This window comes from Neobacillus sp. GCM10027624 (assembly GCF_042675345.1).
Lineage (GTDB): Bacteria > Bacillota > Bacilli > Bacillales > Cytobacillaceae > Neobacillus > Neobacillus cucumis_D.
Map to the genome: position 1 here is coordinate 499,636 of NZ_JBHTHD010000013.1, position 23,894 is coordinate 523,529.

Annotated in this window: 20 protein-coding genes; 19 read left to right on the forward strand and 1 reads right to left on the reverse strand. The window is 39.2% G+C overall.

Translation table 11 applies throughout. The annotated features are described in order from the left end of the window. The first annotated feature begins 1 nt into the window (after nt 1). The 4 genes from ACFQZ9_RS23420 (at nt 2) to ACFQZ9_RS23435 (ending at nt 5,224) form a co-directional block, all read left to right on the forward strand. Nucleotides 2-706, forward strand: a complete 705-nt coding sequence (locus ACFQZ9_RS23420) for a hypothetical protein (RefSeq protein ID WP_498945729.1) — start codon at nt 2-4, stop codon at nt 704-706. 658 nt (nt 707-1,364) lie between these two features. Then, the gene (locus ACFQZ9_RS23425) at nt 1,365-2,729 is read left to right on the forward strand and encodes an APC family permease (protein WP_498945731.1); all 1,365 of its coding nucleotides are present in this window, start codon (nt 1,365-1,367) and stop codon (nt 2,727-2,729) included. Nucleotides 2,730-2,741: 12 nt separating this feature from the next. Then, entirely contained in the window at nt 2,742-4,355 is a 1,614-nt protein-coding gene (locus ACFQZ9_RS23430) for an amidohydrolase (protein ID WP_498945733.1), read from the forward strand. Further along, the gene (locus ACFQZ9_RS23435) at nt 4,352-5,224 is read left to right on the forward strand and encodes a carbon-nitrogen hydrolase (RefSeq protein WP_498945735.1); all 873 of its coding nucleotides are present in this window, start codon (nt 4,352-4,354) and stop codon (nt 5,222-5,224) included. Before ACFQZ9_RS23430 ends, ACFQZ9_RS23435 begins: the two co-directional genes overlap by 4 nt. Before the next feature lie 41 nt (nt 5,225-5,265). Here the strand turns inward: ACFQZ9_RS23435 and ACFQZ9_RS23440 are convergent, their stop codons facing one another. Beyond that, nucleotides 5,266-5,631, reverse strand: a complete 366-nt coding sequence (locus ACFQZ9_RS23440; protein ID WP_498945737.1) for a DoxX family protein — start codon at nt 5,629-5,631, stop codon at nt 5,266-5,268. A 363-nt stretch (nt 5,632-5,994) separates the two neighbouring features. Here ACFQZ9_RS23440 and ACFQZ9_RS23445 point away from each other — a divergent pair, with 363 nt between their 5' ends. From ACFQZ9_RS23445 to nikC, 15 genes are all read left to right on the forward strand, one after another. Continuing rightward, nucleotides 5,995-6,831 (forward strand): hypothetical protein, encoded by an 837-nt coding sequence (locus ACFQZ9_RS23445; protein WP_498945739.1) that lies wholly within the window; start codon nt 5,995-5,997, stop codon nt 6,829-6,831. Between the two features lie 470 nt (nt 6,832-7,301). Further along, on the forward strand, nt 7,302-8,612 hold the full coding sequence (locus tag ACFQZ9_RS23450; protein ID WP_198312046.1) for an MFS transporter: 1,311 nt from the start codon (nt 7,302-7,304) through the stop codon (nt 8,610-8,612). A gap of 293 nt (nt 8,613-8,905) precedes the next feature. Continuing rightward, entirely contained in the window at nt 8,906-9,904 is a 999-nt protein-coding gene (locus ACFQZ9_RS23455) for a zinc-dependent alcohol dehydrogenase (RefSeq protein ID WP_498945740.1), read from the forward strand. Further along, on the forward strand, nt 9,904-11,670 hold the full coding sequence (locus ACFQZ9_RS23460; protein ID WP_498945742.1) for a thiamine pyrophosphate-binding protein: 1,767 nt from the start codon (nt 9,904-9,906) through the stop codon (nt 11,668-11,670). The genes ACFQZ9_RS23455 and ACFQZ9_RS23460 overlap by 1 nt, the downstream gene beginning before the upstream one ends. A gap of 42 nt (nt 11,671-11,712) precedes the next feature. Then, on the forward strand, nt 11,713-12,672 hold the full coding sequence (locus ACFQZ9_RS23465; RefSeq protein ID WP_498945743.1) for a hydroxymethylglutaryl-CoA lyase: 960 nt from the start codon (nt 11,713-11,715) through the stop codon (nt 12,670-12,672). Between the two features lie 81 nt (nt 12,673-12,753). Beyond that, nucleotides 12,754-14,187 carry an aldehyde dehydrogenase family protein gene (locus ACFQZ9_RS23470; protein ID WP_498945745.1) on the forward strand — a complete coding sequence of 478 codons (1,434 nt, stop codon included), beginning with the start codon at nt 12,754-12,756 and terminating at the stop codon, nt 14,185-14,187. Nucleotides 14,188-14,287: 100 nt separating this feature from the next. Further along, nucleotides 14,288-15,133, forward strand: a complete 846-nt coding sequence (locus ACFQZ9_RS23475) for a sugar phosphate isomerase/epimerase family protein (RefSeq protein WP_498945746.1) — start codon at nt 14,288-14,290, stop codon at nt 15,131-15,133. A 276-nt stretch (nt 15,134-15,409) separates the two neighbouring features. Continuing rightward, nucleotides 15,410-16,417: a LacI family DNA-binding transcriptional regulator gene (locus ACFQZ9_RS23480; RefSeq protein ID WP_498945749.1), complete on the forward strand. Its 1,008-nt coding sequence runs from the start codon at nt 15,410-15,412 to the stop codon at nt 16,415-16,417. Nucleotides 16,418-16,533: 116 nt separating this feature from the next. Beyond that, nucleotides 16,534-17,088: a shikimate kinase gene (locus ACFQZ9_RS23485; protein WP_498945751.1), complete on the forward strand. Its 555-nt coding sequence runs from the start codon at nt 16,534-16,536 to the stop codon at nt 17,086-17,088. A gap of 47 nt (nt 17,089-17,135) precedes the next feature. After that, nucleotides 17,136-17,900: a type I 3-dehydroquinate dehydratase gene (gene aroD / locus ACFQZ9_RS23490; RefSeq protein WP_498945753.1), complete on the forward strand. Its 765-nt coding sequence runs from the start codon at nt 17,136-17,138 to the stop codon at nt 17,898-17,900. A gap of 305 nt (nt 17,901-18,205) precedes the next feature. Continuing rightward, the gene (locus ACFQZ9_RS23495; RefSeq protein ID WP_498945755.1) at nt 18,206-19,219 is read left to right on the forward strand and encodes an ABC transporter ATP-binding protein; all 1,014 of its coding nucleotides are present in this window, start codon (nt 18,206-18,208) and stop codon (nt 19,217-19,219) included. Further along, nucleotides 19,200-20,168 carry an ABC transporter ATP-binding protein gene (locus tag ACFQZ9_RS23500; RefSeq protein ID WP_198312054.1) on the forward strand — a complete coding sequence of 323 codons (969 nt, stop codon included), beginning with the start codon at nt 19,200-19,202 and terminating at the stop codon, nt 20,166-20,168. Before ACFQZ9_RS23495 ends, ACFQZ9_RS23500 begins: the two co-directional genes overlap by 20 nt. 56 nt (nt 20,169-20,224) lie before the next feature. Continuing rightward, on the forward strand, nt 20,225-21,838 hold the full coding sequence (locus tag ACFQZ9_RS23505) for an ABC transporter substrate-binding protein (RefSeq protein WP_498945756.1): 1,614 nt from the start codon (nt 20,225-20,227) through the stop codon (nt 21,836-21,838). Between the two features lie 89 nt (nt 21,839-21,927). Then, complete coding sequence (locus tag ACFQZ9_RS23510; protein WP_198312056.1) at nt 21,928-22,935, forward strand: ABC transporter permease; 1,008 nt, start codon at nt 21,928-21,930, stop codon at nt 22,933-22,935. A 12-nt stretch (nt 22,936-22,947) separates the two neighbouring features. After that, nucleotides 22,948-23,850, forward strand: a complete 903-nt coding sequence (gene nikC / locus ACFQZ9_RS23515; RefSeq protein WP_198312057.1) for a nickel transporter permease — start codon at nt 22,948-22,950, stop codon at nt 23,848-23,850. Nucleotides 23,851-23,894 lie beyond the last annotated feature (44 nt).

Below are 23,894 nucleotides of genomic sequence, written 5' to 3' on the forward strand. Positions count from 1 at the left end.
GTTGTTGAAAAAAAGTTTATGGGTTGCTGGAAGTCTAGTCTTATTAGTCTTCGCAGCTGTTATGGTTTATGGGTATTACTTTCAAAGTCCAAGCCCATTCCCTGCAAAAAAACAATTAATTAGCAAGATTAATAAACTTTTCCCTGAAGCTGCGGCAAGCAAGATTCAAGATACAATCCCCCTTGATAAAAAACATGTATTTGTGCCGTATATATCAAAAGGAGACAAACACGGTACAAGTTCATGGGCGTGGAATCAGCGTAAATGGGAACTTGAATCGATCAATACAACAGGTGAACCACAATTATGGAAGATAAACCTCGATGATCCGGAAACGTTTTATTTTACTTGGAATATGGATCCGGAAAGTAAATTGGGTGATGGTAAGTTTTATATGTTGAGAGACAGGGGATTTTTTATAACAGACGGGAAAGAAAATTATTTACCTAGGATTCAAATGGAGAAGGACGTCTCTTTTCAGACCAAACCTTATGGGGTGTTGAAAATCCCAAGGGAATGGGTGGTAGTAATGAATTCATTTATTGACCAGGGGACATCTAAAAATGATCAGCTGAATTTTGGCTGGGTTCCCTATGATACTAATAACAAGGTGCTGTCTCCTAAAGATCTAATTGGTAATGGATTTTCAAATTATGGAGATCACATTGAAATGGTAAGATTTTTGGATAAAGATGAAATCGAATGAGGAACAGGACTTGAGAACCTGTTTCTTTTTTTTCAAAATTAAAATAGCTATACTTATGCGGTACTGCATAGAAAAAGAAATTCCCCAAATTTTGATGGGAATTTCTTTTCTTTAATCTACCTTTTGAAATAAATAAAAAACATATCCATAATACTCATGATAGTTTCGATATAAATCAATTTCCTCTGTGTATTTCAAAAAATATATTCATATCTGACACTCCAATCGTTTACACTTATTTTACAATGGGTGTCCGAATATAATGACGGATTGTACCTAAAATCATTCAAATACAAGAGAATTTTTCTAGTAAAAAAGGAATTATGCATTTTTACATAAATTATTTAATTACGCATAACTAAGGGGCTCGAAATATAATGTGTTTTCTGAAAAGTCAGTTACCTATGGCTTTCTCGGGATTGGCACAAAAATTGCATTTTTATTTTTTAAAAGGCTGTGTTAAAGGACAATGTTAAATTTGAACAGCGTTGATTGGAGCGGAAGGCACGGAGACTCCTGTGGGAGTACGGGACAGGGGAGACCCCGCAGGAGCGAAGCGACGAGGAGGCTCACCGAACCGCCCACGGAAAGCGAAGTGCCTGGAGCGGAAATCAACAACCAGGTCTAACAGAGCCTTTTTAAAAAGGAGGAATGATAGATGCAAAAACCCGTTCAATTACAACGGTCGTTAACTTTCTTTCATCTTGTATTGTTAGGCCTTGCTTATATGGCACCATTGACCGTCTTTTCCACCTTCGGAATTGTTGAGTCAATTTCGAAAGGCGCAACACCTTCTGCTTACATAGTTGCCCTTATTGCCATGCTGTTTACCGCTTATAGCTATGGAAGAATGGGAAAGGTTTTTCCGATTGCAGGATCTGCTTATTCCTACACACAAAAATCGATCAGCTCACACCTGGGCTTCATGGTTGGCTGGGTTATTTTAATGGATTATTTATTTATCCCGATGATTAACTTTCTGATCATAGCCCTATACTTGACAGATTATTTTCCGTCCATTCCATTCAGTGTCTGGATCATTGGCATGATTGTTCTTGTAACCGTCTTCAATGTGATTGGAACGAAGGTAACAGTGACCATGAACATGCTTCTTCTCGGTTTTCAATACCTCGTCCTTATTTTTTTCGTTATCCTAAGTGTAAAGGCTCTTTTAGGCGGAATAGGGCAAGGAATGTTATTCTCCGTTACACCATTTGCAACTGAACATACTTCATTGATTGCTGTTTTTTCAGGGGCATCGATTCTCTGTTTATCGTTTTTAGGGTTTGATGCCTTAACGACGTTTGCCGAAGAAACGATTAAACCGGAAAAAACGATTCCGAAGGCCATTATGTTTGTAACTCTTTTTGCCGGAGCTTGCTTTATCTTCATTTCATACCTGGCACATTTAGTCCACCCAGATTTCACTTCTTACAAAAATCTTGATACTGCTGCAATCGAAGTAGCTAAATTGATTGGCGGAACCTTTTTTAATGCACTTTTTATCGCTGCAATGGTTGTTTGTGCCTTTACCTCTGCAATGGCTTCACACGCGAGTGTATCAAGAATTTTATTCGCTATGGGCAGAGATTCCGTTATTCCGAGAAAGTTTTTTGCCTATATCCATCCAAAATTTAAAACACCTGTTAACAATATTGTCTTAGTAAGTATTTTTGCCTTAGCTGCGTTATTTACGGACCTTGTCACGATTACATCCTTTATTAATTTTGGAGCATTAATCGCTTTTACTTTTGTAAATTTAAGTGTAATCGCTCATTACTTTATAAAAGGAAAGCAACGATCGCTAAAAGGATTTGTTTTGTATTTACTTGTTCCATTAATTGGTGCAATCATTTCACTAAAATTGTGGAGTGATTTAGATAGCAAATCGCTGACACTGGGAGGAATATGGACGGCAGTTGGGATTGTTTATCTGGCGTTTAAAACGAAATTTTTCCGTGTTCAGCCACCGCAATTAGATTTTGTGAATGTAGAAGATTCTAGTAATGATTTAACAATCTAAGGAGAGATTCATATGAGATTCGCAGCAGACATTGTACTTCGTGGGAATGCAGTTTTCACAGGTACCAAGGATGAACCAGTATCAGCGTCCATCCTCATAAAAGAAAACAAAATTGTTAAAGTCATAGAATCAGAGGATGTTTCAGATTATATTGATCATCTGACGAAGATTTACGATTTTGAAGATCAATTAATTATGCCTGGTTTTCATGACTTTCATATTCATCTCCTAATGGGAGGTTTATTGAATGATAGTGTCAGACTTCATTTAGCCAGATCGGCAAAGGAAGCTGCCCAGATGGTGAAAGAATATGCCGATTCAAAAAGCGATGAACCTTTTGTTATTGGCTGCAGCTGGGAGCAGAATGAATGGGAGGAAGGGGAACCGCATCGATTCATTTTGGACGAGGTTATTCCGGATCGTCCAGTCCTTCTGTATCAAGCTGAATTTCATAGTGCCTGGGTGAATTCAAAGGTTCTTGAATTAGCTGGAATCGATCGAAATATGGAAAACCCGCCATATGGGGAAATAGTAAAAGATGAAAATGGTGAGCCGACTGGATTATTATTGGAACATGCGGTTGGTCTTGTTACGAAGGTACTGCCTATTAGTCTCGAAATAAAGGAGAAACTGCTAAATAACTTTTTAACAGAGGCTGCAAAATGCGGGGTGACTTCGGTTCATGACTTATTGCGGATTCCGGAAATGAGTACAGAAGAAGCTGAACTTTATGCTGACTATGAAAAAGAAGGAAAACTAACTACCAGGGTTCATTTTGTTGCTCCATTAAATGGTGATTTGGAGCTGGCAAAAAGTTTACGAGAAAAACATAAGAGTAACATGGTTCAATTCTGCGGTTTTAAGCAGTTTGCTGATGGCGTAACCACCAGCTATACTGCCTATTTAATAGAACCCTATACCAATAATCCAGAAACAAGAGGGAGTACTGTTTTTCCGGTAGAAACGATTAAAAGGTGGACAGTTGAGGCGGATAAGGAAGGGTTCCGAGTGCGGTTCCATTGTATTGGGGATGGCGCTGTTCAATTGGCTTTGGATTCATTTGAAGCAGCACAAAAGGAAAATGGGGAAAGAGACTCCCGCCATGCGATCGAGCATGTGGAAATGATTGATCCGAATGATATTGAACGTTTCCATCAATTAGGTGTGATTGCCTCCGTACAGCCAGAGCATATTAATGTAACAGCAAGGGATGTCTATGAGGAATTAATTGGGCCGGAAAGAATGAAATATAATTATTTATTAAAGACGATGCTGGATCAGGGTACAAAGGTTATTTTTGGCACGGATTATCCTGTCGTTCAATTGGATCCGTTTCCAGGAATCTATCGGGCGGTTACTAGATTGGATGATGATGGAGTAGTTTGGGATGGGAAGGAGAGAATTTCTCTAAAGGATGCAATCCTTTCCTATACGTCTGCACCAGCATATGGCTCATTCCGTGAACAGGAACTTGGGACGATAGAAGCTGGTAAATTAGCAGATATTATTGTCCTTGACCGGAATCTTTTTAAGGTTCCGTATGAGGAAATTAAAAATACAAAAGTAGTTTTTACCATGGTTGACGGAAAGGTTGTCCATGAAATAGTTGAGGAGGTTTCTTTATGAGTACTGTGAAAATTGGATTGGTGCAAATGACGTGTGATGAGAGGGTCGAAATCAATATCGAAAAAGCAAAAGCAAAGGTGAGGGAAGCAGCAGCCCAAGGAGCCAACATTATCTGTTTGCAGGAGCTCTATCATGCGCAATATTTTGCCCAGACGGTTTCGGTGGATCATTATCAGTTAGCTATCCCGCATGATCATGAAGCGATTGTGGAAATGCAGGAGCTTGCCAGAGAACTTGGAATCGTGTTAATTGTCCCATTCTATGAATGGGCGGCAAAAGGAGTTTATTTTAATAGTGCAGCAGTTTTTGATGAAGCAGGCAATCATTTAGGAACAACCCGAAAAAATCATATTCCGGATGGTCCGCAATATCATGAAAAGTATTATTTTACACCGGGAGATACTGGTTACCCGGTATATGATACGAAATTTGGAAAAGTCGGGATCGGTATTTGTTGGGACGAGTGGTTTCCTGAAGTTGCTAGGATTTTGACATTGAAGGGTGCGGATATCCTTTTCTATCCATCTGCAATCGGATCCGAGCCGGATCATCCGGAGCTTTCGACAAGGACTGCATGGACGAAGGCGATTTCCGCACATGGAATTCATAATGGTGTCTTTGTCGCCGCAGTCAACCGGGTTGGTCAAGAAAAAGACATGAACTTTTACGGCGGCAGCTTCATCAGCAACCCGATGGGAGAAATCATCCTATCCTTAGATGAACAAGAAGGAATACTAGTTCAAAGCATCAATTTAAAAGAAATCGAATTTGCCAGAAACCTATTACAGTTTTTACGAGATCGACGAACCGATACTTATGGGCCGATTCTTGAAAAGTCATTGGTGCCTGTCACCACCCGAAATTCCTAGGTTTATGTTGAAAAAAATCCCCCATAGCAAAGGGGGATTTTTCAATTTGGATTCCGATTATAAAGAACAATAAGCAGGATTAGCATGACAATATCTAAGCGTGCATTGAAGGCAAACTGTAAAATACTTGTGTGAATGGTTGGTACTTTGGTTAGAATGATAGCAGCGATCATGATAGCGATTAACGGAATCACTGCATTTCGAACGCTCTTGTTGAGCATGATTAGGATTCCGCAAACAATCTCAAGAAGGATGACAGTGTTCAGGAGAATGTATGGATAAGGCAAGCCTAATCCGATAAAATGATTGGCTAAGTCTGCATTCAGTAATTTCATAAAACCGGAAGTAATAAATACGTAGGCGACAGCATAACGAATAAGTTTAAAGGTTGTAAATGAACGAAACATGGCAATCCCCCTTTATAAAAGGGTATGCAACAAGGAGGACAAACCATTACAGAAAATTATTTGAATGATTTTGGGTCATACTGGAGTGAAAAAAGTTGAAGAATGAGAAGAAATGGGTTATTTTTTAACATTAACAAAGGAATAATAAAAGATTTTAAAAAAACATGAGGCGACATACGTTAGGAAAAGAACATTCAGAAATTGGTGCAAGCCCCTATCCCTCCTTCGAAATTATGAAGCATACTATCTTTATAGTTTCATTTTAACCAGAAAATACAAATTAATAATCAAGGTAATGTAAATATTTGGTTAAGTTTACCGTAAGGATAGGAAAATAAATTGATTGAGAGGTCCCAGAACAGGATGAATATTCTGTCTTCTTTAATATATACCTTATTCATTAGTGTTATAGAACTGTTATATCTTGTAGGAGCTATTATTATTGTCGGGTTGATTCTTGGGATTCTTGAGAAATTCTCAAACAAATTTTTGATTCAGACTTTTGGAGCAAGAGGTGTGCTTTGGACAGCCTGGATTGGTACACCGATTCATGAACTCGGTCATCTTATCATGTGCTTTATATGGGGGCACAAAGTTTCCAGAGTGAAATTCCTGCAGTTTAATAGTCCGGATGGTGTCCTAGGATATGTAGAGCACTATTACAATCGCAATAGTACCTATCAACAGATAGGGAACTTCTTTATCGGCTTAGGACCAATCTTTAGCGGCATTGGTTCCTTGCTTTTGGGAATGAACCTTTTTCTGCCGCAATCCTTTGATACATTAAAGTCCGAAATACATCTCCATGTTTCTTTTGAAACTTTAGATATAAGTGTTTTAAAAACTGTCGGAGTTTTCAATATTGCAATTATCAAAAGTATTTTTACTCCTGAAAATTTAATCAATCCATTGTTTTGGATTTTTCTAGTACTAGCTGTCTGTATTTCAGCACATATTGGCTTAAGCAAGGCAGATATCCAAAATTCCGGCAAGGGACTTCTGATGATTTTCTTTGTGTTAGTATTATTTAATATTGGTGCTAGAATTTTACAGGTGGACACCCTTAGAATCGTTAGCCGGATCGCAGAATACAATGCCTATGTTCTTGCGTTTTCAAGTATTGCAATATTCCTTTCTTTTCTGACCTTTTTGCTTAGTTTTATTCTTTATCGAATTTTCATTAAAATAAAGCGGATTTAATAAAGATGAAAATGGTATATTGAACGAACGTTAAAAGGTTGGGGGTGGAATTTTTAAATAAAACAAAAAATAAAAAAAATGCGAAAAAGAATTAATGATTTATATTTTCAAATTAATTGTTTTATTATATAATATGAATTAATTTAGATCGATCTATTAGACCGATCTAATAATGAAAGGTGGTGGAAACAAAAGGGGGAAGATAAAGTTGGTTTAGTGAAAGAAGGTTAAAAAGAATCGGAATTACCAATTGAATTTCTAAGTGTAGTTCGTATCAAAATTTGTAAGCGTTAACTAAGGCGTTGGCATCCTAGATTACATAATTTATATAATTAAGATTGTCTTCTTGATAAAACAAATTGGGATTCAATTTTAAAGAGTTTTCTAGAAAAAAATGCAATCGTTTTCATTTAGGTGGAGTTTTTTGTAACTGAATCTAAAAAATATCGTAGTTTGTTAGGGGGATTCATATGGCACAAGAAGCACAAAAGGTAAATGAAACACCACGGCAGAAACCAACAAAGGTTCGCTTCACAGTATTAGCACTTCTTTTTATCATTACTGCAATTAACTATCTTGACAGAACGAATATTTCAGTAGCTGCACCTTCCATCCAAAAGGATTTAGGCTTAGATCCAGTCACGCTTGGTTTGATTATGTCTGCTTTTGGTTGGTCCTACGCTTTTATGCAGATCCCAGGAGGATGGATCCTAGACCGCTTTGGTCCTCGCTTAACTTATGCCGTATCGCTTTGTACCTGGTCAATCACTACTCTTTTCTTAGGGTTTGTTAGAAGTTTTGCAGGATTCTTTGGTCTCCGTCTTGCATTAGGTATCACTGAAGCACCAGCATTTCCGACAAATAGCCGTGTTGTCGCCGCTTGGTTTCCAAAACAGGAACGTGCAATGGCTACAGGTGTTTATACAGCTGGTGAATATGTCGGCTTAGCGTTTGCAACACCGATTTTATTCTGGATTTTATCGAATTTTGGCTGGCATATGATCTTTATCGTAACAGGTATTGTAGGAATCCTCTTTACCTTTGTCTGGGTGAAGCTTTATCGTGATCCCAAATACAGCAAATCCATTAATAAAGAAGAGATGGATTATATACGTGAAGGCGGCGGGTTAGCTGAAAATGCTGTTGAAAAGCACAAAGTCAAATGGTCAGAGGTTAAACAACTGCTTAAATATCGCCAAATCTGGGGAATTAGCTTCACACAATTCTCCGTTGCATCCATGCTATACTTTTTCTTAACTTGGTTCCCAACCTATCTTGTTCAGGAAAAACATATGTCATTCATCAAAGCAGGCTTTATGGGATCTCTACCCTATATTGCGGCATGCGTTGGTGTATTATTAGCGGGTACATGGTCTGATCGGATGGTTAAAAGTGGTAAGTCTTTAACAGTTGCACGTAAAACGCCAATTATTACAGGTGCATTTGGTGCATGTTTAATCATTCTTGCCAATTACACTCAAGTACCAGGCTTAGTGATCGCCATCATGTCTGTTGCCTTTTTCTCTCAAGGTATGGCTGCAACTGGATGGGTTATGGTTTCTGATCTGGCTCCTACAAAACTAGTAGGTTTGGCAGGCGGTGTATTTAACGTCGCTGCTAATCTCTCAGGAATCCTTACTCCAATTATAATCGGAGTTATTGTTCAAAAAACACATTCCTTTACAGGTGCATTAATTTATATGGCCGTTCTTGCCCTTTTAGGTGCATTGTCACTACTATTGGTTGTTGGCAAGATTCAACGTTTGGAATTAAAAGAATAGGTACCGTTTTATTGTGGATATATTGGTTAAGGGACCTCTTAATAGCTTTTTTTCGATTGAGCACTTTTGCCTTTTATCGATAGATTAGATCGATCTATTTTAAGAAATGGAAACATCGTGAATATCCGAAAATATATTGAAAATAAAAAAATAATAAAGTAATATATTGATAACGCTTACTAAGGATGTTCTTACTTTTAAGGGGAAAAGATTTAGTATTATTAGATCGATCTACTCTAGTTTTAGATCGATCTAATATTTAATTTTTATTTTCTAGATTGGTGGTGTTATAGATGTTGGGATTATATTTAAAAAATCCAGGTGAATTAGAACTAAAGGATTTTTTCCCAATAACAAATCTTCAGGATGATGAAGTAAAGATCAAATTAATTTATGGCGGGATTTGCGGTTCAGATGTTGGTGTATATAAAGGAAAACTTGGCCACGCAAAATACCCGCTTATTCCTGGACACGAGTTAGTCGGAGAAATTATTGAAGCTGGTAAAAATGCAAATTTTGCAAAAGGTACAAGAGTGGTAGTTACACCAAATACATTCTGCGACCAATGTGAAAACTGCTTAAATGGAAGAAAAAACATTTGCAAAAATAAACAATCTCTGGGCGTTAATATTACGGGTATTTTTGCTGAGGAAATAACTATTTCATCAAAGTATGTATTACCAATCCCAGATCAATTACCAAGTGAAAAGGCAGTTCTAATTGAACCTTTTGCTGTAATTGTTCATGCCTTTCAAAAAATCAATGTAACAAAAGATACTTCCGTTTGTATTATTGGGTGTGGAACGGAAGGAATGCTTTCCATTGCCTTAGCAAAATATTTGGGAGCTCAAGTAACGGCTGTTGATATTAATGTGAAGAAACTGGAAAAAGTGCGTAATGAGTTTGAGGGAGTGGAAACGGCACTTCCAGAGGAGGTTTCAGAAGCAGCATTTAATGTGGTCATTGAAGCTGCTGGTGCCAGGGCTTCAGCCGAACAAACGGTTCAAATCGTAAAACCAGGTGGAACCATCGTGTATATCGGCTTGGTGCCTGAAGCCACTTTCCCAGTGATGCAAATTGTCAGGAATGAAATTACCTTAAAAGGGTCAATCATTTATAGTTTTCCGGAAGACTTTGAAAAATGTGTTGAATACTTAATGGATCAAGATTTTGATGTTAAACCAGTTGTTTCAAACATTTTTCCATTAAAGGATTTTGAAAAAGCCTATGGTGACGCCCTTTCAGGTCAATATGGGAAAATTTTAATTAATTTTAGGGAGGATCATAAATAATGAAGGAACTAATTTCGAATCAATTGGTCAAGTATCTTGAAGACAGAGGAATTGAACACATCTTTGGATTATGCGGACATACGAACATCGCTGTTTTATCAGCCTTGGAAACAAGTTCAATCAAGTTTGTCAATGTAAGACATGAGCAAATTTCTGCTCATATGGCTGATGGCTATGCACGGGTGAAAAAGCAGGCAGCTGTTGTGTTAAGTCACTTGGGACCTGGTTTAACAAATGCAGCTACAGGAGTTGCGAATGCCGCTTTGGATTCGATTCCAATGGTTGTCATTGCCGGTGATGTTCCGAGTCATTATTATGGGAAAAATCCACATCAAGAAGTTAACTTGCATGCAGATGCAACCCAATATGAAATTTACCGACCATTTGTAAAGAGGGCATGGCGTGTGGATAGCCCGCATTTATTCCCTGAAATTTTAGAAAAAGCATTTCAATTAGCTGAAAGCGGAAACCCTGGTCCAGTGCTCGTTTCTGTACCGATGGATATTTTCTCAAATGAACTTGATCCTTCTTGGTTTGAAAAAGTAAAACACCATACGAAAAAACTAAATAAACCTTCGATTGATGATGAAACTGCAAAGGGAATTATTCATACCTTAGTTAGCGCTAAAAGCCCACTATTCTATGTTGGCGGAGGGGTTATATTAGCCGATGCTGCCAAGGAGTTAAGGGAGCTTGTTGATCTTCTAAATATCCCTGTAGCACATTCCCTGATGGGAAAAGGGGTTGTCTCCGATGACCATCCTCTGACATTAGGCATGACCGGTTTCTGGGGGACCAAATTCATCAATGATAAATGCAAAGGTGCAGATTATATTTTCGCATTAGGAACCCGCTTTGGCGAAGCAGACAGCAGCTCATGGGAACCAGAGTTTACCTTTAATTTCCCGCCTACAAAACTGATTCAAATTGATATCGATCCAAGTGAGATTGGCAGGAACTATCCAGTTGCAATCGGTGTCGTTGCTGATTTAAAACAAGCATTGACTGTTTTAATTCGCGTTGCAAAAGAGCTGTTGCCTGAAGGCTATCAGCCTGATGATTTGGAATCACTAAAAGCGGAGATTGCCTGTTATCGCCAAGAGTTTAAAGAAAGCAACCAAAAATATATTCAGGATAATTGTTTCCCAATGATGCCGCAGCGAATTTTAGAAGAAGTGCGTGAGGTGCTTCCAAAGGATGCGATTATCACGACCGATGTTGGCTGGAATAAAAATGGTGTGGGACAGCAATTCCCAATTTATGAAGCCGGTTCGATTCTTACGCCTGGGGGCTACTGTACAATGGGTTTTGGGGCACCAGCTGCCTTAGGGGCAAAGATTGCAGCTCCTGATAAAGTAGTTGTTTCTCTCGTAGGTGATGGAGGATTTGGTCAAAATCCAGCACTGTTGGCAACAGCATTTGAGGAAAATATTCCTGTTGTTTGGGTGATTATGAACAACTTTGCATTTGGAACTATCGCCGGTTTACAAAAGGCCCACTTTGGAACCACATTAGGAACTCTTTTTACAAAAGATGACCAACCGTATTCACCTGATTTTGCAGCCATTGCAAGAGCATATGGGATTGAGGGAATTAAGATCCAAGCAGCGGAAGAATTCAAGCCAGCGTTAGAAAAAGCTATCAAGGCGGGTAAGCCTGTTGTAATTGATGTAGCGATGCTGAATAATCCTGTTCCAACAGATGGACATTGGAATATTATGGATATTTATTCCCCTGACAAAAAAGTGCACCATGTATCTGTGTGATTGAGAAATACGATTATTATAAAATAGGAAAGAAGTGATTTAATGAGTTTTTCAACCAATATGCAGCTTCCTTCGAAAGTGGTTATTTGTGAAGTAGCACCACGAGATGGCTTTCAGGCTGAGAAAACATGGATTCCAACTGAGAAGAAGATTGCGATTATAAAAAAACTTGCAACCACTGGTATTCAATCAATGGAAATTACATCTTTTGTTCACCCAAAGGCAATCCCCCAGTTAAAGGATGCCGAAGAAGTGGTAAGACAGTCACAAGAACTGACCGGAATTAAGTTCCGTGCGCTTGTTCCAAATGCAAAAGGTGCCCAGCGCGCCATAGATGCAGGAATTAAGAAATTGAAATTAATGCTGTCTGCATCTGATTCTCATAGCCTATCAAACGCAAACTGTTTAACGAAAGAAGCGATGGAGGGTTTTGCACCGATTATTGAATTAGCAGAGAAACATGATGTGAAAGTTGGGGGATCCATTTCAGTTGCTTTTGGCTGTTCTTTCGAAGGTAAAGTACCAATCAATCGGCTGGGCGACATTGTCGAACGGTACATTGGTTATGGAATTGAAGAAATCTCACTTGCAGATTCAACCGGAATGGCGAACCCCAGACAGGTTTATCAAACGGTCGGCCAACTGCGAAATAAGTTCCCTGAGATGACGTTCACCATGCACCTCCATAATACGAGAGGAATGGCAATTGCCAATGCGGTTGCTGCAATGCAACAGGGAATCGTTCATTTTGATAGTTCGATTACCGGTTTGGGCGGTTGTCCATATGCACCTGGTGCCACAGGAAATGTTGCGACAGAAGATCTGGTACACACATTGTCGGAAATGGGAATTGAAACAGGGATTGATTTAGGGACAATTTTAAATGTTGCCAAAGAAGTCAAACAAATCATTGGACACGATGGCGGGAGTTATATGCTTCAGGCTGGACCATGCTCTCAATTACATGAAGCACCAGATTCACAGCAAAAGCTTGGAGTTTAATTACACTTGAATTAGATCGATCTAATTGCGTTAACCTAATCGCATAAAATAAATTTTTATAAAATGTAGGAGGTAATTTCAATGTCAACAACTATTGTTAACAAACCAAAAGAATTAACACTAGAACAAAAAGTAATACTGGATGAAACGTTTGAAAAAGCTCAAAAAGCTTTTGAAGTGATCAAAAACTACAGCCAGGAACAAGTAGACCACTTAATCCAAGCAGTTGCATGGGCTGTGGGAAATAAAAAAGCTTTTGAAAAGATTGCCGTTATGGGTGTTGAAGAAAGCGGCTTAGGTGATCCTGTTGGCCGTGTAGGAAAAAGAATGAAAATTCGTGGTGTACTAAGAGATGCCCTTCGTGAAAAAAGTGTTGGAGTGATCGAAGAAATCCCTGAAAAAGGTATCAAAAAATATGGTAAACCAGCGGGGATTATTGCTTCACTCATTCCAACAACGAACCCAGAATTAACACCGGCTGTTACAGCTATTTATGCGATCAAAGCACGTGATGTTGTCATCTTCAGTCCACATCCACGTTCAAAAGGTACTTCGGACGAAGTCGTTCGTTTAATGAGAGAAGCACTTGAAAGAGAAGGCGCACCGGCTGATATTCTGCAATGCCTGCCGGTTGTAAGTAAAACATTAACAACTGAGTTAATGGCTCGCGCAGATATAGTCATGGCAACGGGCGGACAGGACATGGTTCGTGCCGCATACAGTTCCGGTACTCCTGCTTACGGTGTCGGTAAAGGGAACGCAACAGTCATTATTGATGAAACGGCTGATGTAAAAGAAGCAGCCCACAATACCATGATCAGTAAAACAAAAGACTTTGGTTCTGGCTGCTCTTCAGACGGTAACTTAATCATCCATGAATCGATTTATGATCAAATGGTCGAACAGCTTCAAGAAGAAGGCGGTTATTTAGCAAGTACGGAAGAAAGAGAAAAACTACGCGTTGTTATTTGGGATGAAGAAGGACATCGTCTCCCTGATACCGTTGCGATTTCACCGCGAAAACTTGCCGAAGCTGCCGGCTTTAGCATTCCGGAAGACCGCAAATTCATCATCGTCATCGGTGATGGTGTAGGGAAAGGCAAAGTATTCGCAGATGAAAAATTGACTACTTTAGTTGCTCTTCATAAATATGAAGGCGATTTTGAAAACGCACTTGAAACCATGTTCGGTGTCTTTGAAAATGGCGGTATTGGTCACTCTTGTAGTATCAATTCAAATAGCGAAGAGCATATCAACCGTTTAGCAGAAGTGGGTCCATTCAGCCGGATCATGGTTCGTCAACCTACTTCAACCTCTAATGCTGGTTCATTCACAAACGGAATGCCGCAAACATCTTCAATGGGCTGCGGTACATGGGGCGGCAATGCTACATCAGAAAATGTGGCACTAAAACATTATATGAATACAACTTGGGTTTCTACTCCAATTCCGGAAGACAGACCGTCAGATGAAGAATTATTTGGTAAGTTTTACGATCCAGAATTAGAAAAATAATCATTTATCGGTTGTCAGGTCAATCGCACAATTCTCAATTGAAAAGACACAATACGGTTAAAATATCGCCTTTTGTGTCTTTTTTATAGGAGGGAAATACATGCAAAAACAATTTTCTTTAGCCTATCTTACGGTTCTCGGCTGTCCACCACCTGAGATGATTTACATAGCAGCAAAAGCCGGCTATGATTTTGTCAGTTTACGTCCCATTTATATGGGGTTGCCCGGTGAGCCAAACTTTTCCTTTGTTGAAAACAAAGAGTTACTGCGGCAAACGAAAAATGCTTTCTCTGAGACGGGCGTTAGGCTTTTGGACATTGAACTTGCGAAGATTTATGATGGAGTTAATCCTAAAAACTATCTATCTGCAATGGAATCGGCTGCCGAACTTGGTGGGAAACATGTTCTCAGCAGTATCTGGACGGGCGATCGGAATTTTGCCATTGAACGTTTTTCCGAACTTTGTGAGCTTGCTAAACCATTTGGTCTGACCGTGGAATTGGAGTTTGTTCCAATCGCCAGTATCAAGAATCTTACTGGCGCACTAGATGTTCTTCATAGCGCCAAGCAAGAAAATGCCGGTTTAATGATCGATATTCATCATTTTCATCGTTCAGGTGATAAGGTGGAGGATTTAGATAAAGTGCCCCGTGAATGGTTCCGCTTTTTACATCTATGCGATGCGACGAGAGAGATTCCTGCCTCAATGGAAAAAATGACGCGAATCCTCCGAGAGGAACGCTCGTATATTGGTGAAGGTGGAATTGATGTCGCCAGTATAGTCAATCGAATGCCGGAAATTCCATGCTCAATTGAACTGCCAAACCTTAAACATGTTAACGAAATTGGTTTTGAAGAGCATGCACGACGATGTCTGCTGTCTGCAAAAAAGTATTTTGAACAAGAACAAAATATAAAAAATTTCGAGAAAAAAAAACTAGCTTAGCTTATATATATAAAACGAATGCGGCTTTTCGGCAAAAAAAATTGATCGATCTAATAGTAGAGGGTAAAAAAATATTGAATCAAGTAATCCAAAAATGGGTGGATAGTCTAAAAAGGCTATCCGTTTTTATTTGCGTTAAAATGTCCAACTTAGATTATAAATAGCATTTCCTAAAAAGCAATGGCAAAGGTATAATTAAATTAAGTTTCTAGTGACAATTAATGGTATTGTCCCCTATTTATATTAGTAACTAATAGAATTGAAGCTGGTGATCGGATGAATCAAAAAAAGCGTGTCACTTTATTAGATGTGGCAAAACATGCAGGTGTTTCACGTGCGACAGCCTCACTGATTGTTCGTGGAAGCCCCAATATAGCTGAAAAAACCCGAAAAAAGGTCTTGGAATCGATGCGCGAACTCGGTTATGTTTATGATCGGGTTGCTGCAAATATGCGTTCGCAAACTTCATCCACAGTTGGACTGATCATAACGGATATCGGGAACCCATTTTATTCGGAATTGCTAAGAGGCGTCCATAATACATTGGAAGAAGCGGGATACACTGTATTTCTTGGAACAACCTATGATTCGGATTTCAAGCAGGAACAATTACTTTCAAGAATGCTCGAACATCGGGTTGGAGGCTTAATTTTATGTCCTGTTTCAGATAGTTCAAAGGAAACCATTGAGAGAATTAAAAAGCTTGATGTTCCGCTTGTCCAAGCTGTTAGAGAAATTGAAGATATAAACTCCGACTATGTTGGGATTGACTATACAGCAGGAGCAGAAATGGCTGTAACTCATTTAGTCCAAAAAGGGCATCGAAGAATTGCATTTCTTGGTGGTTCTTCCGGTTCCACCGCTTGGAAAAAAAGAAAGTTAGGGTTTTGTAATGGTTTAAATCGTGCCGGGATCGAAGTGGATGAATCCTTAATAATCGAAAGTCCCGTAACCAGAGATGGTGGGGTAGAATCAATTCAAAAGCTTCTTCTACACCCGAATCCACCTAATGCGATTCTTTGCTTTAATGATTTAGTTGCTCATGGGGTATTGTTAGGCTTAATGGATTCCGGTATCACTCCAGGTAAAGAAATGGCAGTTGTAGGATTTGACAATGTACCTGAGGCATCTTTTTATAATCCCCCTTTAACAACGGTTTCCTCCTTTGCACGGTTAATCGGGTCCCAAGCGGCAAGTCTGTTACATCAAAGGATTTTAAATAACGATAGAGATCAACAGCGGATTATTCTGGAGCCGCAACTGGTGATCCGAAAATCCTCCTAAACAAAAGCATTTAAGGGGCTCTTTCAAACAAGAGCCTCTTTTATTTTCCCTGCTAGAAGATTATAATTGTTAGAAGATTAATTTAATTATATGTTTTTTACCTTTGTGGGGGTTAGATGATTTTGTTGAAACGTGAAGTGCCATTAAAAGAAAAAAGCATTGTTTTTATCGGATTTATGGGTGTGGGAAAGACCACGATCGGGAAGGCGGTTGCCAAAAAACTCTATCGTGATTTTTTAGATATTGATGAGGTAATCGAGAAGGAATATAATATGCCGGTTTCACAGATTTTTAGCCAATTGGGTGAAAAAGCTTTTAGGGAAAAAGAAAAAAGCGTAATTACAGAAATATGTGAACAAAGGTTAAAAATTATTTCCCTAGGCGGAGGAGCTTTTTTACAAGAGGAAATCAGAAAAGTGTGTTTATCATCCAGTATCGTGATATTCCTAGACTTGCCTTGGGAGAGTTGGAAGGAACGAATCAGTTTAATCATCGATAGCCGGCCAGTTTTACAGGGAAAGTCAATTGAAGAAATAGAAGAACTCTTTTATAAACGGCAAGAGATTTATTCTATTCATCATTCAAAAGTAGAAACAGACCAACATGATGCTGAAGAAATTGCTGATTACATTGTAGAGTCATTAAAATTAGCTTGGGAATTATATAGTTGATCATCTGATGAATCAAATTAGAAATTTAATAGAAAGGAGTGATTCGTTTGAAAAAGAATGTAACAATTAGAGGAGTTACCATTGGTGAGGGGAAACCGAAAATTTGTGTCCCAATGGTAGGGAATTCGGTTGAGACTCTAATTGAAGAGGCAAAACATATAAAAACGCTGGAAATTGATCTCGTAGAATGGCGGGTTGATTTTTTTAATCAGGTTGCGGAAATTGAAAAAGTTAAGGAAGTGCTCAGTGAGATCCGAGGAATCCTAAACAGCATACCCCTAATTTTTACCTTCCGAAGTGTAAAAGAAGGCGGCGAAAAGGAAATAAGCGCAGCCTATTATCTAGAATTAAATCAGAAAATCGCCGAAACCGGATTGGTGGATATCATTGATATCGAGTTATTTAATGATGAAACGGATGTTACAAACCTAATCGATACAGCTCATGCAAATCATGTTTACACCATTGTTTCTAATCATGATTTTGAAAAAACACCGTCAAAAGAAGAAATCATAGCAAGATTGCAAAAAGCTCAGGGATTAGGTGGCGATTTACCGAAAATCGCTGTAATGCCGAAAAGTCCTGCAGATGTTTTAACTCTATTAGAAGCAACCAACACTATGAATGAACAGTATGCAGACCGCCCGATTATAACCATGTCTATGGCGGGTAAAGGGGTCATCAGCCGTCTGGCAGGGGAGCTGTTTGGTTCTGCCTTAACATTTGGTGCTGCAAAGAAATCTTCCGCACCCGGACAAATCGATGTGAAGGAATTAAGAAAAGTATTATCACTTTTACACTATAATTTGTAAATGACTTTTCAGAGGGAAATGTTCCTTCCTCAATCGTTATATTAGAAACAGATTAAATTTTAATAGAACCAAAATAATAGACTAAAACTATGAGATCTGACTTCAATGCTTGAAAGTAAAAACGCATTGGAACAGGTCTTTTTTAATTTTTTTAATTAAAATAATAATATTTTTAAAATTATTGCCATATTCAGAAATTGTCGATATAATAAAAATATGTCATAATTTCCATAATATTTATTATATTATAATATTTTCAAAGCTCAGAAATACATAAAATAATTTACTTACAGGTAGGTGTAAATGTGAGCAAAGACCCTATTCTAAAAATTAAAGACCTAAAAGTTTCCTTTCTATCAGGGAAGAAATACGTCCCAGCAGTGGATGGAATCAGCTTCGAGTTAAAAGAAGGAGAAATTCTTGGAATTGTTGGGGAGTCAGGCAGTGGAAAAAGCGTAACCTCTTTAACCACCATGGGCTTAATTCCAATTCCCCCGGGGAAAATTGAAGCCGAAGAAATTTCCTTTGAAGGCAAAGATTTAACCTCCTTATCGGAAAAAGAGTGGCGAAAAATCCGCGGGAATCAGATTTCAATGATCTTCCAGGAACCGATGACATCATTAAATCCGTTATTTACCATTGGGAATCAACTGATTGAAGCCATTCAATTACATACTGATCTTTCCAAAAAAGAAGCAAATCTAAGATGCATTGAATTATTAAAGCTAGTTGGTATTCCGCGAGCTGAGGGAATTCTTAAAGAGTATCCACACCAGTTGTCCGGTGGGATGAGGCAGCGTGTGATGATTGCAATGGCTATGGCCTGTAACCCAAGAATGCTGATTGCCGATGAGCCGACAACTGCTCTAGATGTAACCATTCAGGCACAAATCCTTGCTTTAATGAAGAATTTAAATGAAAAAACAGACACATCCATCATTCTTATTACCCACGATTTAGGAGTAGTAGCCGAAATTTGTGAACGAGTCATTGTAATGTATTCCGGCCAAATCGTCGAACAAGGCGATGTACGAACCATCCTTAAAAATCCGCAGCATCCGTATACAAAGGGATTACTAAAATCCGTACCAGATCTAAGAGGAAAAAAAGATAGATTATACAGCATCCCAGGAAATGTTCCTGCACCGGGAACAGTGAAGAAAGGATGCAGATTTGCGGCGAGATGTTCGGAAGCGTTTTCACAATGTTTTGAAGAATCACCGGAATTGTACAAAATGGAAAAAGACGGACATGAAGTGAGATGTTTATTACATACATTTGGGGAGAGGAGTGACAAACATGTCGGAGTTACTTCTTGAAGTTAACGGTTTAAAAAAATACTTCCCAATAACGGGTGGTCTTCTCGGCAGAAAAAAAGGAGAAGTAAAGGCAGTCGATGATGTTTCTTTTTATGTAAGAAAGGGAGAGACACTTGGAATCGTTGGTGAAAGCGGTTGCGGGAAATCCACAACCGGAAGACTGTTGATGCGCCTGATTGAGGCAAGTGACGGGAAAATTATTTTTGAAGATAAAGAGATTACCAGTATGTCGAAATCAGAATTACGAAGAACGCGCAGGGATATCCAAATGGTGTTCCAGGATCCCTATGCTTCTTTGAATCCCCGCCATTCTGTTGAACAGATTCTTGAGGAGCCATTGATTGTCCACGGCATTGGAACAAAAGAAGAAAGACAGAAACGGGTAAAAGAAATGCTTGAAGTAGTTGGCTTAAGCAGCTATCACGCAAAGCGATATCCGCATCAATTCAGCGGCGGCCAGCGCCAGCGGATTGGAATTGCGAAAGCATTGATGACGAAACCGAAGCTGATTATCGCCGATGAACCTGTATCTGCTCTCGATGTATCGATTCAGGCACAGGTATTGAACCTAATGAAAGATATCCAACAGGAATTTGGACTTACTTACATATTTATCGCCCATGACTTAGGGGTCGTCCGTCATATTAGTGACCGGGTCGGCGTAATGTATTTAGGTAGATTAATAGAATTAGCTGATAGTGAGGAACTATACGAAAATCCATTGCATCCTTACACAAAAGCACTTCTTTCAGCCGTACCCATTCCGGATCCTGATATTAAAAGGGAAACGATTTTAATTGAGGGAGAGCTGCCAAGTCCGGCCAACCCTCCTTCAGGCTGTGCTTTTCACACAAGATGTTCGGAATGTATGGACATCTGCAAAACGACTAGACCAGCAGAACGAAATGTGAATGGTCATTACGTAGCATGCCACTTGTTTAACGAGTAAAGCATGAGGCGTTTATGATAAAAATTTTTAAAGAAAAAATGGGGGTAAACGAACGCATGAAGAAAACAATGAAATTGTTACTGATTTCGATTTTGGCAATCAGCATGTTCCTTGTTGGCTGCAGCAGTAAAACAAGTAATAACGCTGATGGTAAAAAAGACACTGCATCAAGCGGCGGATCGAAAAAAGATACGCTTGTCTTTGCACGCGGTGGTGATTCCACTTCATTGGACCCAATTACAACGACTGAAGGGGAAACCTACAGAGTAACAGAAAATATTTTTGAAACGCTTCTTGATTATGGTCCGCAAGATACAGTTGTACGACCAGGACTAGCTGAAAAGTGGGAAGTATCGAAAGATGGTTTAACTTACACATTCCATCTTCGTCAAGGAGTTAAATTCCATGACGGCACAGACTTCAATGCAGATGCTGTTGTATTTAACTTTGACCGCTGGATGAATGGAGATGCTGATAAATTCCCTTACTATACAATGTTCGGCGGCTTTAAGAAGGACAAAGGTCATGTTATTAAAGAAGTAAAAGCAGTAGATGCGAATACCGTTCAATTTGTTTTAAAAAGACCACAAGCTCCATTCTTAAAGAACTTAGCAATGTCGCCATTTGGAATTGCCAGCCCGGCTGCTGTTAAAAAATATGGTGATAAATTCAGAGAACATCCAGTTGGAACAGGTCCATTTAAGTTTGTTGAGTGGAAACAAAATGACCGGATCGTTCTTGAAAAGAATCCAGACTACTGGCAAAAAGGCTTACCTAAGTTAAACAAAGTGATTATCCGTGTTATTCCTGAAAACACTGCACGTCTTAATGCGTTAGCAAACGGTGAAATTGACATCATGGATGGATTGAACAACTCTGATGAAGAGCAAGTAAAATCCAATGCGAATTTGCAGGTAATCGAGCGCCCTTCTATGAATGTAGGTTACATCGGTTTAACTGTGACGCGTAAACCATTTGATAACAAGCTTGTTCGTCAAGCATTAAACATGGCAGTTGATAAGAAAGCGATTATTGATTCCTTCTATGGCGGTAAAGCAGTTGCGGCGAAGAACCCAATGCCTCCTTCCATTGAAGGCTATGATGATGCCATTCAAGAATATCCATATGATTTAGAAAAGGCGAAAAAACTATTGGCTGAAGCAGGATATCCAAATGGATTTAAAATGGATCTTTGGGCAATGCCTGTAGCACGTCCATATATGCCAGAAGCACAAAAAGTAGCTGAGGTTATTCAAGAAAGCTTTAGCAAAATTGGTGTAAAAGCTGAAATTAAATCGGTTGACTGGGCGACTTACCTAGATAAAGCAAACAAAGGTGAATTTGATGCCTATATGCTTGGTTGGACGGGAGACAACGGAGATGCTGATAACTTTATTTACACATTATTAGATAAAGACAGCATTGGAAGTAATAACTATTCCCAGTACAGCAATGACAAATTACATGACATTTTAATCAAGGCTCAACAGGAAAGTGATCAAGCAAAACGTAATGATCTTTATAAACAAGCTCAAGAAATTATTCACGAAGATGCACCGTGGATTCCGCTTGTGCACTCAACACCATTAATGGCAGCTGCTAAGGATGTTGCTGGATATCTTCCACATCCAACAGGGTCTGAGCCATTTACAAACGTATACTTCAAATAATCTTGTTGCGGAAGGGGAGCTTGGCCTCCCCTTTTGTTAACTACAGCATCGGACTCATAAACCATCATTGAAAAAAGAGGGTGAGAAAGTTGTTTACATATACGGTACGCCGTGTCTTTTCATTAATCCCGGTATTATTTGGAATGACCCTAGTCGTTTTTGCTATTATCCACGCCATTCCCGGAAACCCTGCACAGGTAATCCTCGGCCAAAGAGCAACAAAAGAAGCGATTGCTACGCTTACTGAACAATTAGGCTTAAATAATCCTTGGTACATACAATATTTTGACTATATTAAAGCACTTCTTCACGGTGACTTAGGAACTTCCTTACGGACAAGAGGTCCAATCAATGAAGAAATTTGGCCTTACCTAGCAGCAACGATTGAACTTGCAGTTGTGGCAATGATTATCGCTGTTGTTGTTGGGGTAAATGCAGGGATTATCAGTGCATGGTTTTCAAAATCATGGTTTGATTATGTGGCTATGGTTCTTGCACTTGTAGGAGTATCCCTTCCGATTTTCTGGCTGGGTTTAATGGAGCAATGGGCGTTTTCCATCCACTTAGGCTGGTTTCCAACCACTGGACGCGAGGATGTCCGAGACCCGGTTTCGGCGATCACGAATCTATATCTGGTCGATACCTTATTGCAGGGCAGATTTGACCAATTTGGTACCGTTTTAAAGCATTTGGTTTTACCAAGTTTTGCTTTGGCAACCATTCCAATGGCCATTATCGCTAGGATGACAAGGGCTACTATGCTTGAGGTCATGCGATCTGATTATATCCGAACAGCGCGGGCAAAAGGGCTTCGTATGTTTTGGGTAGTGTACAAGCATTCATTGAAAAATGCTGTTATCCCTGTTTTAACCGTAATCGGTTTACAAATGGGTCTTTTGTTGGGAGGAGCAATCCTAACCGAAACCATTTTCGGCTGGCCTGGAATCGGACGTTATTTATATGATGCTATTGCCTACCGTGATTATCCGGTAATACAGTCAGGAATCCTGATTATCGCGGCAATCTTTGTTTTAATTAACTTAATTGTGGATCTAATGTATGTATTTGTTGATCCACGAATAAAGTACACGAAGTAGGAGGGATTTTAAGTGGCTGAACTTGCAAAGAATACAGTCGAGATCAATTCGGCAGCCGTTGAAGAAGAAAAGCTTACACCTCCGTGGAAGGAAGCAGTACAAGCGTTTTACAAAAATAAATTAGCTGTTATTGGTTTAGCAATTGTTCTATTTTTTATTGTTTTAGCCATAGTAGCGCCTTTAATCGCACCGTATAGCTATAAAGAGCAGGTGCTGGCTGAAAGATTACAGGCTCCATCCGGAAAACATTGGTTTGGAACCGATGATTTTGGACGCGATATTTTCTCACGGATTGTCTATGGAGCAAGAATTTCTTTATGGGTAGGATTTTTCTCTGTATTAGGCTCCGTAGTTCTTGGTACACTTTTAGGTATTGTCGCTGGGTATTACGGGCGCTGGGTCGATACGATTATTTCTCGTATTTTTGATATTATGCTGGCTTTCCCTAGTATTCTATTAGCGATTGCGGTTGTGGCAATTTTGGGACCTTCATTACAAAATGCATTGATTGCAATTGCGGTCATCAATATCCCGAACTTCGGACGGCTTGTACGTTCGAAAGTTCTTAGTGTAAAGCAGGAAGAATACATTATGGCGGCACGTGCGGTAGGGATGAAGGATACTCGGATTCTGTTTAAGCATATTCTTCCTAATAGTATTTCTCCGGTAATTGTCCAGGCAACCCTTGCGATTGCAACTGCGATTATCGAAGCAGCAGCATTAGGCTTCCTTGGTCTGGGTGCTCAAGCACCAACACCTGAATGGGGGAAAATGCTTTCGGATTCAAAGCAATATCTTGTACAGGCACCATGGACATTGTTTTTCCCTGGTATCGCCATCATGCTGACAGTATTGGGATTCAACCTAATGGGTGATGGATTGAGAGATGTATTGGATCCAAAGATGAAGCAATAAAACGATAAAAAATTAGCCTTTAGCAAAATAGTACATTTGCCAGA

Coding starts and splice junctions, on each gene's coding strand:
- ACFQZ9_RS23425 (WP_498945731.1), top strand. CDS start 1,365: ATGCAAAAACCCGTTCAATTACAACGGTCGTTAACTTTCTTTCATCTT.
- ACFQZ9_RS23430 (WP_498945733.1), top strand. CDS start 2,742: ATGAGATTCGCAGCAGACATTGTACTTCGTGGGAATGCAGTTTTCACA.
- ACFQZ9_RS23435 (WP_498945735.1), top strand. CDS start 4,352: ATGAGTACTGTGAAAATTGGATTGGTGCAAATGACGTGTGATGAGAGG.
- ACFQZ9_RS23440 (WP_498945737.1), bottom strand. CDS start 5,631: ATGTTTCGTTCATTTACAACCTTTAAACTTATTCGTTATGCTGTCGCC.
- ACFQZ9_RS23445 (WP_498945739.1), top strand. CDS start 5,995: ATGAATATTCTGTCTTCTTTAATATATACCTTATTCATTAGTGTTATA.
- ACFQZ9_RS23450 (WP_198312046.1), top strand. CDS start 7,302: ATGGCACAAGAAGCACAAAAGGTAAATGAAACACCACGGCAGAAACCA.
- ACFQZ9_RS23455 (WP_498945740.1), top strand. CDS start 8,906: ATGTTGGGATTATATTTAAAAAATCCAGGTGAATTAGAACTAAAGGAT.
- ACFQZ9_RS23460 (WP_498945742.1), top strand. CDS start 9,904: ATGAAGGAACTAATTTCGAATCAATTGGTCAAGTATCTTGAAGACAGA.
- ACFQZ9_RS23465 (WP_498945743.1), top strand. CDS start 11,713: ATGAGTTTTTCAACCAATATGCAGCTTCCTTCGAAAGTGGTTATTTGT.
- ACFQZ9_RS23470 (WP_498945745.1), top strand. CDS start 12,754: ATGTCAACAACTATTGTTAACAAACCAAAAGAATTAACACTAGAACAA.
- ACFQZ9_RS23475 (WP_498945746.1), top strand. CDS start 14,288: ATGCAAAAACAATTTTCTTTAGCCTATCTTACGGTTCTCGGCTGTCCA.
- ACFQZ9_RS23480 (WP_498945749.1), top strand. CDS start 15,410: ATGAATCAAAAAAAGCGTGTCACTTTATTAGATGTGGCAAAACATGCA.
- ACFQZ9_RS23485 (WP_498945751.1), top strand. CDS start 16,534: ATGATTTTGTTGAAACGTGAAGTGCCATTAAAAGAAAAAAGCATTGTT.
- ACFQZ9_RS23500 (WP_198312054.1), top strand. CDS start 19,200: ATGTCGGAGTTACTTCTTGAAGTTAACGGTTTAAAAAAATACTTCCCA.
- ACFQZ9_RS23505 (WP_498945756.1), top strand. CDS start 20,225: ATGAAGAAAACAATGAAATTGTTACTGATTTCGATTTTGGCAATCAGC.